This window comes from Lederbergia ruris, from assembly GCF_018332955.1.
Taxonomy (GTDB): Bacteria; Bacillota; Bacilli; order Bacillales; family Bacillaceae_C; genus Lederbergia; species Lederbergia ruris.
In genome coordinates this window covers 30,747-43,349 of the sequence record NZ_BORB01000001.1, presented here as the reverse complement: position 1 = coordinate 43,349, position 12,603 = coordinate 30,747, and the positions used below count along the sequence as shown (strand labels likewise).

Genomic DNA, 12,603 nt, shown 5'->3' with positions numbered 1-12,603 from the left:
ATTAGGGAGGGATTTACATGGTAAAAACCCGTCATGCTGAGCTTGGGCTTAGTGATGAAAATGTCTTAGAAATATATGAAACAATGCTGATGGCAAGGCGATTAGATGAGCGAACATGGCTTTTAAATCGTGCCGGAAAAATCCCCTTTGTTGTTTCTTGTCAAGGTCAAGAAGCTGCACAGGTAGGGGCAGCTTTTGCACTTGACCGGGCAAAGGATTATATTTTACCTTATTATCGAGATCTTGGAGTCGTTCTCTCATTTGGTATGACAGCAAAGGATATCATGCTATCAAGCTTTGCCAAAGCAGAAGACCCTAACTCGGGCGGGAGACAAATGCCGGGCCATTTTGGTGATAAAAAAAATAGGATTGTAACAGGCTCTTCTCCTGTTACAACACAAGTTCCCCATGCCGTTGGAATTGCCTTGGCTGCTCGCATGGCGGGAGAGGATATTGTCTCCTTTGTTACCTTTGGTGAAGGGTCATCCAATCAAGGCGATTTCCATGAAGGGGCTAATTTTGCAGGGGTTCATAAATTGCCGGTTATCTTCATGTGCGAAAATAACCAATATGCCATTTCAGTCCCCGCTGAGAAACAATTGGCTTGTAAGCAAGTTGCAGATCGTGCACAAGGATATGGAATGCCTGGATTTACTGTAGATGGACAAGATCCGCTTGCTGTATATGAGGTAGTGAAAATTGCCGTTGAACGGGCAAAACGGGGAGAAGGCCCCACATTAATTGAAACGATGACACAGCGGAATACGCCACACTCATCAGATGATGACCATCGTCATTATCGTCCAGAGGAAGAGTTATCTCAAATCCAAGAGAAAGATCCAATTTCCTTGTTCAGTCGTTATTTAACAGAAGTTGGCGTTTTAAATGAGGATAAAGAGAAAGAAATAAATGATCGTGTAATGAGGCAAGTAAACGAGGCAACGGAATACGCGGAAAGTGCACCAGATCCGAAACCGGATACGATTCTAAATTTCGTTTATGCAGCGGAAAAACAGGGGGAATAAAACAAATGGCGGTCCTATCTTATATTGAAGCTGTCACTCTAGCTATGAAGGAAGAGATGGAGCGAGACGAAAAAGTCTTTATTCTTGGGGAGGATGTCGGTAAAAAGGGCGGTGTCTTTAAGGCAACCCAAGGCCTATATCAACAATTTGGTGAAAAGAGAGTCATTGACACGCCACTGGCTGAATCTGCCATCGCAGGAGTAGGGATTGGCGCGGCAATGTATGGGTATAAACCAATTGCCGAAATGCAGTTTGCTGATTTTATTATGCCAGCCGTCAATCAAATTATTTCAGAAGCGGCTAAGATCCGCTACCGTTCTAATAATGATTGGAGTTGTCCAATGGTGATTCGGGCACCCTATGGGGGAGGCGTCGGTGGTGGCTTGTACCATTCTCAATCGATCGAAGCGATTTTTGCCAATCAGCCAGGTTTGAAAGTTGTTATGCCTTCTACCCCTTATGATATAAAAGGATTGTTAAAAGCAGCCATTCGTGACGAAGATCCTGTGCTGTTTTTAGAACATAAAAGGGCCTATCGAATGATTAAAGGTGAGGTGCCAACAGAGGATTATGTATTGCCGATTGGAAAAGCGGATGTGAAAAGGGAAGGTGATGATATTACGATTATCACCTATGGATTATGTGTCCATTTTGCTCTACAAGCTGCTGATCGTTTAGCAGCCGAGGGAATAGAGGCGCATATTCTTGACTTAAGGACGGTTTATCCGCTTGATCAACAAGCTATTATCGATGCAGCATCTAAGACAGGTAAAGTATTACTTATCACTGAAGATAATAAGGAAGGTAGTGTGATAAGTGAAGTTGCAGCGATTATTGCCGAACACTGCTTGTTTGAACTGGACGCGCCTATCATGAGATTGGCTGGGCCAGATGTTCCCGCAACATCTTTCGCTCCAACGTTGGAAAAGAGCTTCTTGATTAATCCCGACAAAGTCGAAAAATCAATGCGCGAGCTAGCTGAATTTTAATGCAGGTAAGGAGGTAACATCTTGGCAACAGAATACATCACCATGCCCAAGCTAGGAGAGAGTGTCACGGAAGGAACGATCAGCCGCTGGCTTGTACAGCCGGGAGATCATGTTGAAAAATATGATCCAATTGCAGAAGTCATGACAGATAAAGTCAGTGCCGAAATTCCCTCTTCTTTTAAGGGCGTTATCCAAGAATTGATTGCAGAAGAAGGAATTACCTTAGAGGTAGGAAATAAAATTTGTACAATTGAGGTAGAGAACCAAGATTACGCACAAGACCAACCAGATACTACCGCCAAAGCAAGTGCGAAGCGGGAGGAACGAGTGCATATGCAGGAACAAAATGAAGAATCGCAAAAATTAAGGTTTTCGCCGACTGTACTTAAACTCTCTCAAGAACATCAAATTGATTTGTCACAAGTGGACGGGACAGGCCGTGGTGGGCGAATAACGAGAAAAGACGTACAGAGACTTATTGAATCTGGTGTAGGATCTTCTGGTAAAGAGGAATCTAATCAAGTTGAGGAGCGCGCGGCTCAACCAAATGTAACACAAAAACTACAGAAAAAGTCTGCTTCACCAAAGCTGAAGGTCCAAACAGGAATGGGAGATATTGAAATTCCCGTTTCAAATGTTCGCAAAGCGATTGCGACTAAAATGGTTCGCAGTAAGGAAGAAATCCCTCATGCTTGGATGATGATTGAAGTGGATGTCACAAAGCTTGTTCAATATCGCGATTCCTTGAAAGAGGAGTTTAAACAAAAAGAAGGCTTTAATTTAACCTATTTTGCTTTCTTTATTAAAGCTGTTGCCCAAGCACTTAAGGAATATCCGATGATGAACTCCATGTGGGCAGGCGACAAAATTATTCAAAAAAAGGATATTAATATTTCCATTGCTGTTGCATCAGGGGATGAATTATTTGTGCCTGTGATTAAACATGCTGATGAAAAATCGATTAAAGGGATAGCAAGAGATATCGCTGATCTTGCCAAAAAAGCTAGAGCAGGGAAGTTAACTAATGAGGACATGGAGGGTGGAACCTTTACGATTAATAATACGGGTTCGTTCGGGTCTGTTCAGTCGATCGGGATCATCAACTATCCTCAAGCCGCAATCCTACAAGTAGAATCGATTATTAAGCGCCCTGTGGTTCTGAATGAAGGGATTGCCATCCGTGATATGGTAAATCTTTGTCTTTCATTAGACCATAGAATATTGGACGGGCTTATCTCCGGACATTTTATGCAGCGGATTAAAGAAATTCTTGAAAATATACCAAAAGAAAATACGTCGGTGTATTAACAAGCAGAGATCCGTCCCAATATATTTTTTTAAACAGAGCAGGTGGAGAAAAACCACCTGCTCTGTTCAAAATTAAAAAAAGGACAGCCATTTTGCTGTCCAAAACATCTAGGGAGTTTAGGGGTATGGATCTAGATGTATTATTAGAATATCCATTTCTTGGATAATTAAACCTTTTTTATTAAAATGGTTAAAAGGAATTTTTCTAGTGTCTGGACTTCGCTCCAGCCCTTTTGTTCTAAAACGGATCATTTGCCTAAAAGGTCAAGATACTGGTATGATAGGAAAGAAGAATGCTTGTGCAAAGGAGTGTAAATGAATTGAGTATGGACTTTAATCTTTATATGAATGATGTAGTGACTCAGGCACGTGAAGATATGGAAAGAGCAGGCTATACACAGCTTACAACCCCTGAGGAAGTAGAAGAGAAGTTAACACAAGAAGGAACAACGCTTGTGATGATCAATTCAGTATGTGGATGTGCTGGCGGAATTGCTCGTCCTGCGGCTGCGCATGCTGTCCATTATGATAAACGACCAGACCATCTTGTGACAGTATTTGCTGGTCAAGACAAAGAAGCCACAGCAAAGGCACGTAGCTTTTTTACCGAATATCCTCCATCATCTCCATCCTTTGCTTTGTTAAAAGATGGCAAAATCTGTACAATGGTTGAGCGACATGAGATCGAAGGACACGATCCTATGTCTGTAGTGAATAAGCTTCAACAATATTTTGATGAATATTGTGAAGAGGTTTGATGAAAATCCCTAACAATTGTTAGGGTTTTTTTGACGTCTATAATATACAATTGGCTACTACCTTTAGCTGGCTCCCGTCTATGGAGTTGCGCTAGCTTCACATGCCTATGAATGCATGAGAAGAAGTCTCTAGTGCAAACTATAGATAAAAAAGGGTGTTTACAGTGAAAATATGGCTGATGATATTTTTCTTTATTTCTACACCATTCTGGCCAATGGATGCGGCATTATTACCAGGAGATTCGCTTGTTATTGTGAATAAACAGACGAATGAGCTTGCTTGGATTGACGAAGGTAGAATAAAAATTAGGACAAGGGTCGCGACGGGGAAAATGAAGGATTGGACACCTGAAGGATTCTTTACAATTACAGTAAAAGCCAAGAATCCCTATTATCGAAAATTAAATATTCCCGGAGGAGCCGCAAATAATCCACTTGGTTCAAGATGGATTGGCTTTGACGCGAAGGGGACAGATGGCCGTACGTATGGTTTGCATGGTACGAATCAGCCTGATTCAATTGGAAAGTTTATCTCACAGGGATGTATTCGCTTAGGTAAAGAACCTTTGGAACTTTTATATGACCAAATTCCAATAAATACAAAAATATTAATCACCAGTTCTCCGTTATCTTTTGAAGAACTTGCTTATTTACAAGGAGTATTATAAAAGGTGAGAGACAATGCCCCTCACCTTTCCATTTCCTACAAAAAAGATAGCCCTGTTATAATCGTGGTTGCAATCATGGAAAAGATCATAAGATAAATGACGATTTTTTGCATTTTTTTATTAGACATTTTGAAGCACCTCATCATGATATCCTTTATATCCATTTTAGATGGAAAAGGAAAAGGATACAAGCCTATTCTTTAAATTGTTCCTATCTTTCCCCAAAAAATAAAGATAAAAAAGATCGATTATTTTTATCCCGAATCAAGTAAGATCCCGGGTAAGTTTTCAAATCGTTGTTTTCTACTTAAATCGTGTTAAAATTGTAAGATAAATAATATTTATGAATGACAATTTCTGGAGGTTTTACGTATATGATTAATCAAGAGCGAATCGTAAATGAATTTTTAGAGTTAGTACAAATTGATTCTGAAACGACTCAAGAAGCCAATATTGCAAAAGCATTAAAGGAAAAATTCTCATCCCTTGGTCTTGAAGTCTATGAAGATGACACAAAGGAACAAACAGGACATGGCGCTGGCAACTTAATTTGCACTTTAAAGGGCAATAAACAAGGTGTAGATCCGATTTATTTCACCTGTCATATGGATACAGTGGTTCCGGGAAATGGGATTAAACCAACAATCAAGGATGGTTACATTGTAACGGATGGAACAACGATTTTAGGAGCGGATGATAAAGCGGGAATTTCTGCCTTATTAGAGGCGATTCGCGTGATTCAAGAAGAAAATATCGAGCATGGTGATATCCAATTCGTGATTACGGTTGGAGAAGAGTCGGGTTTAGTCGGAGCAAAAGCATTGGATCCAACATTACTGCACGCAAAATATGGATTTGCCCTTGATAGTGATGAAAAAGTAGGAAATATCATTGTTGCGGCCCCAACTCAAGCGAAAATTACCACCCATATATACGGTAAAACTGCACATGCTGGTGTAGCACCTGAAAAAGGTGTTTCAGCGATTACAATTGCGGCTAAAGCTGTTGCTAAGATGCCGCTTGGCCGAATTGATGAAGAAACGACAGCGAATATTGGGCGTTTTGAAGGTGGGAAGGCAACCAATATTGTAGCAGATGAGGTATTTGTATTAGCGGAAGCACGCTCTCTCGTCGCTGAAAAAATGGAAGCACAAGTAGAAGCGATGAAGAAGGCTTTTGAAGAAACAGCTAAAGAAATGGGTGGATCTGCCGATACAGTTATTGACATTATGTATCCTGGGTTTAAATATTCCGATGGTGATCTTGTTGTTGAGATCGCAAAAAAAGCAGCCGAAAAAATTGGGCGGGAACCAAAACTGTTAAAAAGTGGTGGAGGTAGTGATGCCAATGTTTTCGCAGGCTTTAATATCCCCACAGTAAATCTAGCTGTCGGGTATGAGGAAATTCATACCACAAATGAAAAAATGCCGGTTGAAGAACTATGTAAATTAGCGGAAATGACGGTCGCTATTATTGAAGAAGTTTCCAACCAATAAGAAAAGCAGAAGGCGGTTGTTCAGGGGCGACAAGCAAATGTTTTTGAATCCTGGAAGGGCGTTCTTATCCTTCCAGGATTCCAGGTTATTTGACCTCGAGCCCCTACCGCCTGCAGCTAGACATTGAAGGACGAACCGATGTTGACTTACGCAAGCAGGCACCGAAAGTTTGCTAGTCGCTGGGCGCTGGAGCTAGATCCGGCATTAGCCAAATTTTCTTTCTTATCATATAAAATACCGGTAGAGAACCAGGGAAATCCCTGTTTCTTTAACCCTTTTTTGGAAAGGAGCGTGCGGAAAATTGTCCGTGACATCCGTTGTTTTTAATGCTGGGAATGAAGAATATGCCATTCCTGTACAGTATATCGTTTCGATTGAAAACATGGAGGAAATCAATCCAATCCCCCATCTACCTTCTTATGTAAAAGGAGTTGTAAAATCTCGGGGCGAACTAATTCCTGTCTTAGATCTAGCAACTATTTTATATGAAAGCGCAACTCCGATGAATATAGAGACACGTTTACTTGTCATTCATACGAAGGATTTTTCATATGGTTTAGTGGTTCATGAGGCTAAAGAGATTCTGGAAATTCCTTCTGAGACACTACAGCAAGTTGGACTTGTCGCTTATCATAAAACCAAGTATTTTTCTGCTATCGCTAATTTACAAGATCGCTTGATCACGATGATCGATCCAGAAGAATTACTAGATGTTTTAGAGGGTATAAAGGAAATAAAGAATTATATGGCTGAGTTACAACAAGAAGCCTAATCGCTTTTCCTTATTTTTTTCTGAGGATGATTTAACGTGCAACAGTTCTATCCTAAAAAAGGTCGAGTTATTCTACATGTAGATATGAACAGTTTCTTTGCTTCTGTAGAAATGGCTTATGATCCAACCTTGAAGGGGAAACCTTTGGCCATTGCAGGAGATGAGAAACAAAGAAAGGGAATTGTTGTGACATGCAGTTATGAGGCGCGAAAGTTTGGGATCAAGACGCCTATGCCCCTTTGGGAAGCGAAAAAGCTTTGCCCAAATTTACTCGTGAAAAGACCTAACTTTGAGCGCTATCGTCAGGCTTCCCAGGCAATGTTTGAATTGTTACGAACATTCTCTGATTTAGTGGAACCTGTTTCGATAGACGAGGGTTACATAGACATTTCGGCATGTCAAGAACTTGGGAGCCCCTTAGAAATTGCCAATCGAATTCAACAGCTTTTACTGAATCAATTGGATTTGCCTTGTAGTATTGGCATTGCTCCTAATAAGTTTTTGGCGAAAATGGCTTCGGATATGAAAAAACCGCTCGGCATCACGATTTTGCGAAAGCGAGATGTTCCTCATATTTTGTGGCCCTTGCCTGTAGTAGAAATGCATGGAGTCGGCGAAAAAACAGCTATAAAATTGGCGGCTATACACATTCATACGATTGGTGATTTGGCGAAAGCAAATGACATGCAGCTTCGTGCTTCATTAGGAATTCGAGGGTTAAAATTGAAGGAGCGAGCAAATGGGGAAGACATTCGCCCCGTGGACCCAGAAGCCGCAGCGGAAAATAAAAGTGTCGGGAATTCTGTGACCTTACCAAGAGATTTAGCCATCCAGGCTGAGTTACTTTCTGTTCTTGAGAAATTAGCCAAAAGTGTTTCAGAGAGAATGAAGAAAAAAGGGTATTTAACCATGAATGTGGTGATTACCATTCGCTATAAAGATAGAAAGACAATCACAAGGGGAAGAAAATTAAGCAATCCTTTGCTTCAGTCTGAAGAGATCTTTTTAGAGGCTAAAAGTTTATTTATTGAGCATTGGAATGGGGACCCGGTTCGTCTTTTAGGTATTACAGGAATGGATCTTATCGACGAAGACCAAGCCTATGAACAGCTTAATCTTTTTACATTTGAGAAAGCGGCGAAACTAGAGCCGCTTCATCAAGTGGTCAACCAACTTCGAGATAAATATGGCCGTACTATCTTTAAGAAAGGGAAGGATCTTGATTAAATACTTATCATGATTTCTTTAATAAATCTTTTAATCCAGAAAAAATCCCCTTTTTTTCTTTCGCGGGCGGCTGCATCAGCTGCTCCTTTTTTTTGGAAACAAAGATTTCTTCTTTATCGATCGCATGGTTATAAGTTAGCACTAATCCAATATTGGTGACAGATGTATGATTATTAATAATGGAAAAGGCAATCTGGTTTTTTCTCGCTATGACGATATAATCGGATAAATAACTATAATCTAGATCTCCATTAAGTAATAAAGTTGCTTGCGGATTTTCCTTCATTAATTGGACTACTTCCGGATAGGTACCTTGTTCCATGACCTGACCTTTCGTTAGGGCTACAACAATTCTTTCCCGCAAGGTTCCAAGGTATTTTTTGCGTTCTTCAGGTTTTATTTGTTTTTCTCCATACATACCCTTTTCAAGATAATCATCTATATTTGCTCGATCCACGGCAAACACCTCCGCGATACTATATTCATAATGATGTTTGACTGTTAATGAGAAAGAGGAGGGGCATGGATTCGCGGCCCCTCCAACATTAACAATCAGTTTTCATCGTTTGTGACAGACCACCAATGGAATCCGTCTTTCTCTAATAATTGGTCAGCTTCCACTGGTCCCATTGTACCGGCAGGGTAATTCGGGAATTCTGCCTTGTTTTCTTCCCATACACGACTAATTTTATCAACGAAGTTCCAAGAAAGAGCAACTTCATCCCAGTGTGTAAAGTTGGTTGCATCTCCACGTAAGCAATCATGAAGCAGTTTTTCATATGCCTCCGGCGTATTATAACCAGCAATATCATTTGTAGAGAAATTTAATTTAACAGGTTTCGTCTCCATAGAATGTCCCGTGTTCTTTGCATTTAAATGCAAGGTGATTCCCTCTTCGGGTTGAATATGAATGACAAGCAGATTAGGAGCCAATTTTTCATCAGAATTATAGTATAAATTCATTGGCACATCTTTAAATTGAATAATGATTTTTGTCGATTTTGTTGACATTCGTTTGCCTGTTCGAATGTAAAAAGGAACACCTGCCCAGCGGAAATTATCGATCATGAGTTTCCCAGCGACAAAAGTAGCTGTATTAGATTCAGGTTGGACATTTGTTTCTTCACGGTAACCAAGGGCGGGTTTCTCTGGATTGTTACTTGGGCCATATTGACCTCGAACAAAATAGTTTTCAACCTCTTCATCTTTCATTGGCTTTAAAGCTCTTAGAACCTTGACTTTTTCACTACGAATTTCTTGAGGTGTCAAGCGAATAGGGGGCTCCATGGCTAATAAGGCCACCATTTGTAGCATATGATTTTGCACCATATCCCGCAGGGCACCACTATTTTCGTAATACCCACCACGTTCCTCGACACCTAAGACTTCGCTTGAAGTCACTTGGATATTAGAAATAAAGCGATTATTCCAGAGAGGTTCGAAAATGGCATTGGCAAAGCGAATGACTTCAATATTTTGCACCATTTCTTTTCCAAGATAATGATCAATACGGTAAATGTCATTTTCATCAAACACATTACGAATTCGCTTATTTAATTCTTTGGCCGATTCCAAATCATGTCCAAAAGGCTTTTCAATGACAAGTCTGTGGAAGCCAGTTGTATCTGTTAAGCCATCTTGTTTTAGATGTTCGGCAATCGTTCCAAAAAATTCGGGCGCCATGGCTAGGTAGAAAATCCGGTTTCCTTGTAAGGAATATTTTTCGTCCAAATCTTTCGCTAACTCTTTCAATTGTATGTATGATGAAGAGTCCGATACATCATTTGCCTGATAATAAAAACGAGAAATAAATTCTTCGACATTTTTGGCTTCTGGAATAGAAGAAAGTACCGAGTCTTTTACATGAGCTCGTAATGTATCATTGTTCCAAGGTCGTCTTCCGACACCAATTACAGCAAAATGTTCAGCTAGTTGTCCTTTTGTAAAAAGGTGATAAAGAGAAGGATAGAGTTTTCTCTTCGCTAAATCGCCTGTTGCTCCGAATATTGTAATCAAAGACGCAGGTGTTTCTGATTGAATCATTTCGTCAACCTCACTTTTTTATAGGTACCTATATATTTTATTTTATCAATTTTACTGAAAAAACTCGACTATTGGATCAAAAATTTGCAAATTTCCCTCGCCTCAGCTCATAATGGTAAAATATATGAAAACGATCATTTGGAGGTTCGGAATGGAACTTTTATTTTTAGGTACGGGAGCTGGGGTTCCCGCTAAACAACGCAATGTCTCATCACTTGCATTGATGTTGCTCCAGGAGCGAAATGCTGTATGGCTTTTCGATTGTGGAGAAGCAACCCAACACCAAATTTTACATACCTCTTTAAAACCAGGAAAGATTGAAAAGATTTTCATCTCACATTTGCATGGAGATCATATATATGGCCTGCCTGGGCTACTAGGTAGTCGTTCCTTTCAAGGCGGAACGACTGAGTTAACCGTCTATGGCCCAAAAGGGATTCGTGATTTCATTGAGATCTCCCTTAGTGTTAGTCAAACGCGACTACGCTATCCTTTATCTATTGTTGAAATAGAAGAAGGGCGTATATTTGAAGATGAGCAATTTCTCGTCGAAACAGCTCTTTTAGATCATGGTATTCCAAGTTTCGGTTTTAGAATTACAGAGCGTGATCGACCTGGAACTCTTGATTCCGAACGACTTAAGGCCAAGGGGATTCCCCCGGGACCCATCTACAAAAAATTGAAAATGGGGGAAACCGTCGAACTTGATCATGGTGAAACGGTGTCGGGATTGGACTTTTTAGGACCCGATATAAAAGGGCGGATTATCACGATTCTTGGAGACACACGGCCATGTGAAAACGCCCTTCATTTGGCACGAAGAGCCGATGTGCTCGTCCATGAAGCCACCTTTGCTGCTGGTAATGAAGAAATGGCGGCTGAGTATTTTCATTCTACTACTACACAGGCAGCCAATTTAGCCAAACAAGCAAGTGTTCAAGAGTTGATCCTGAATCATATTAGTTCCCGATATTTAAAAGCAGATTGGGATCAGCTCGTGAAAGAAGCAAGAACCATTTTCCCGCACACGCGATTATCCAACGACTTTTCGCAAATGACGATTGCCCCACATAAATCGTAAAAGGGCAATCGTTTAGGCCAACAGGATGTTGGTCAGAACGGCGTTGCGACGTACAGGGACGTACTAGTGCAGGCGAAGCAACAGGACGTTGCGTTTTGAGCCTGCCGCCAGGACGGCGCGTCTTTAGCCGTTCAACCTTATTACCTTAAGTTTGTCCACCGCTAAAAGGGCACTTACGCTTTTATTATTAACTCCAGCCTCTCCGATATTGCTCTGGAGCTTGAAGAGCGTATTTTAGTTCCCCTGCCGCTTCTTTCGCCCAGTAAGGGTTTCGTAACAAAGCTCGTCCGATAAAGACTAGATCCGCCCGGTTATTTTGTAAAATTTCTTCTGCTTGGATCCCGCTTGTAATTAATCCAACAGCGCCAGTTGGGATTTTAACAGCATGGCGGATTTTTTCGGCAAACGGAACTTGATAACCAGGATAGGCATTGGGAGAAACAGGAACAACTCCACCTGAGCTTACATCAATCAGTTCTACACCTTGCTCTTTCATCCATTGTCCTATTTGGATATAATCCTCCGCCTGAAGTCCCCCATTTTGATATTCATTTGCAGATATCCGCACGAATAGTGGCCCATCCCAAACTTGTTGAACGGCATCAATCGTTTCACGTAAAAATCGATAACGATTTTCTTGCGTGCCGCCATAATCATCTGTGCGCTTATTCGTAAGTGGAGAAAGGAATTCATTGATTAAATATCCATGAGCAGCATGAAGCTCAATCACATCAAAATCGGCTTTTTTTGCCCGTTCTGCCGCATGTGCGAAAGCCTGAATGGTTTTCTCGATTTCCGCTTTCGTCATTTCTTTAGGTGTTTTCATATTGTCATCGAACGGAAGCGCACTTGGAGCTAGAATCTCTCCCTCCAAGACAGCTTTTCTTCCGGCGTGAGCAAGTTGTATACCAGTGGTTGTTCCATGTTTCTTTATCCGTGATGTTAAGTTTTTCAAGCCGGTAATATGTTCATCGCTCCAGATTCCCAAATCTTGAGGACTAATTCTCCCCTCGGGAGCAACAGCTGTTGCTTCTATCATGATTAAACCTACCTGCCCGACAGCCCGACTTGTATAATGCGTGTCGTGCCAATCGTTCACCATCCCATCTTCCTGTTCACAGGAATACATGCACATCGGGGACATCACAATTCTATTTTTAAATGTCACATTTTTCATCTGATAAGATTCAAATAGTTTTATTGACAATGTAGACACTCCCTTTACTCCTTTAAAAT

At 40.9% G+C, this 12,603-nt stretch carries 13 protein-coding genes; 9 read left to right on the top strand and 4 right to left on the bottom strand.

Annotated elements, in window-relative coordinates; all coding sequences use genetic code 11:
- Nucleotides 1-17: 17 nt before the first annotated feature.
- The 5 genes from KI363_RS00225 (at nucleotide 18) to KI363_RS00205 (ending at nucleotide 4,748) form a co-directional block, all read left to right on the top strand.
- The gene (locus tag KI363_RS00225; RefSeq protein ID WP_158322769.1) at nucleotides 18-1,025 is read left to right on the top strand and encodes a thiamine pyrophosphate-dependent dehydrogenase E1 component subunit alpha; all 1,008 of its coding nucleotides are present in this window, start codon (nucleotides 18-20) and stop codon (nucleotides 1,023-1,025) included.
- A gap of 5 nt (nucleotides 1,026-1,030) precedes the next feature.
- Nucleotides 1,031-2,014 (top strand): alpha-ketoacid dehydrogenase subunit beta, encoded by a 984-nt coding sequence (locus KI363_RS00220; RefSeq protein ID WP_158322771.1) that lies wholly within the window; start codon nucleotides 1,031-1,033, stop codon nucleotides 2,012-2,014.
- 21 nt (nucleotides 2,015-2,035) lie between these two features.
- Nucleotides 2,036-3,322 (top strand): dihydrolipoamide acetyltransferase family protein, encoded by a 1,287-nt coding sequence (locus tag KI363_RS00215; RefSeq protein ID WP_212964821.1) that lies wholly within the window; start codon nucleotides 2,036-2,038, stop codon nucleotides 3,320-3,322.
- A 320-nt stretch (nucleotides 3,323-3,642) separates the two neighbouring features.
- Nucleotides 3,643-4,080: a BrxA/BrxB family bacilliredoxin gene (locus tag KI363_RS00210; protein ID WP_158322775.1), complete on the top strand. Its 438-nt coding sequence runs from the start codon at nucleotides 3,643-3,645 to the stop codon at nucleotides 4,078-4,080.
- A 164-nt stretch (nucleotides 4,081-4,244) separates the two neighbouring features.
- Nucleotides 4,245-4,748, top strand: coding sequence for a L,D-transpeptidase (locus tag KI363_RS00205; protein ID WP_373306691.1), 504 nt, complete (start codon nucleotides 4,245-4,247; stop codon nucleotides 4,746-4,748).
- A 35-nt stretch (nucleotides 4,749-4,783) separates the two neighbouring features.
- Here the strand turns inward: KI363_RS00205 and prli42 are convergent, their stop codons facing one another.
- Complete coding sequence (prli42, locus tag KI363_RS00200) at nucleotides 4,784-4,876, bottom strand: stressosome-associated protein Prli42 (RefSeq protein WP_158323060.1); 93 nt, start codon at nucleotides 4,874-4,876, stop codon at nucleotides 4,784-4,786.
- A 246-nt stretch (nucleotides 4,877-5,122) separates the two neighbouring features.
- Here prli42 and KI363_RS00195 point away from each other — a divergent pair, with 246 nt between their 5' ends.
- From KI363_RS00195 to KI363_RS00185, 3 genes are all read left to right on the top strand, one after another.
- A complete protein-coding gene (locus KI363_RS00195) occupies nucleotides 5,123-6,244 on the top strand; it encodes a M20/M25/M40 family metallo-hydrolase (protein WP_158323061.1) in 1,122 nt (373 codons plus the stop codon).
- A gap of 307 nt (nucleotides 6,245-6,551) precedes the next feature.
- The gene (locus tag KI363_RS00190) at nucleotides 6,552-7,016 is read left to right on the top strand and encodes a chemotaxis protein CheW (RefSeq protein ID WP_212965053.1); all 465 of its coding nucleotides are present in this window, start codon (nucleotides 6,552-6,554) and stop codon (nucleotides 7,014-7,016) included.
- A 36-nt stretch (nucleotides 7,017-7,052) separates the two neighbouring features.
- Nucleotides 7,053-8,243: a DNA polymerase IV gene (locus KI363_RS00185; RefSeq protein WP_158323062.1), complete on the top strand. Its 1,191-nt coding sequence runs from the start codon at nucleotides 7,053-7,055 to the stop codon at nucleotides 8,241-8,243.
- 7 nt (nucleotides 8,244-8,250) lie between these two features.
- Here the strand turns inward: KI363_RS00185 and KI363_RS00180 are convergent, their stop codons facing one another.
- Entirely contained in the window at nucleotides 8,251-8,700 is a 450-nt protein-coding gene (locus tag KI363_RS00180) for a YueI family protein (protein WP_158323063.1), read from the bottom strand.
- A gap of 95 nt (nucleotides 8,701-8,795) precedes the next feature.
- Entirely contained in the window at nucleotides 8,796-10,286 is a 1,491-nt protein-coding gene (zwf, locus tag KI363_RS00175) for a glucose-6-phosphate dehydrogenase (RefSeq protein ID WP_158323064.1), read from the bottom strand.
- Between the two features lie 151 nt (nucleotides 10,287-10,437).
- Here zwf and rnz point away from each other — a divergent pair, with 151 nt between their 5' ends.
- Nucleotides 10,438-11,367, top strand: coding sequence for a ribonuclease Z (gene rnz / locus KI363_RS00170; protein WP_212964819.1), 930 nt, complete (start codon nucleotides 10,438-10,440; stop codon nucleotides 11,365-11,367).
- A 187-nt stretch (nucleotides 11,368-11,554) separates the two neighbouring features.
- Here rnz and namA read toward each other — a convergent pair whose 3' ends face one another.
- On the bottom strand, nucleotides 11,555-12,574 hold the full coding sequence (gene namA / locus KI363_RS00165; protein ID WP_246516664.1) for an NADPH dehydrogenase NamA: 1,020 nt from the start codon (nucleotides 12,572-12,574) through the stop codon (nucleotides 11,555-11,557).
- Nucleotides 12,575-12,603: the final 29 nt, after the last annotated feature.

What these genes read in the sequence shown, in the direction of transcription:
- rnz (WP_212964819.1), top strand. Translation starts at nt 10,438, where the DNA reads ATGGAACTTTTATTTTTAGGTACGGGAGCTGGGGTTCCCGCTAAACAA.
- KI363_RS00225 (WP_158322769.1), top strand. Translation starts at nt 18, where the DNA reads ATGGTAAAAACCCGTCATGCTGAGCTTGGGCTTAGTGATGAAAATGTC.
- prli42 (WP_158323060.1), bottom strand. Translation starts at nt 4,876, where the DNA reads ATGTCTAATAAAAAAATGCAAAAAATCGTCATTTATCTTATGATCTTT.
- KI363_RS00220 (WP_158322771.1), top strand. Translation starts at nt 1,031, where the DNA reads ATGGCGGTCCTATCTTATATTGAAGCTGTCACTCTAGCTATGAAGGAA.
- zwf (WP_158323064.1), bottom strand. Translation starts at nt 10,286, where the DNA reads ATGATTCAATCAGAAACACCTGCGTCTTTGATTACAATATTCGGAGCA.
- KI363_RS00195 (WP_158323061.1), top strand. Translation starts at nt 5,123, where the DNA reads ATGATTAATCAAGAGCGAATCGTAAATGAATTTTTAGAGTTAGTACAA.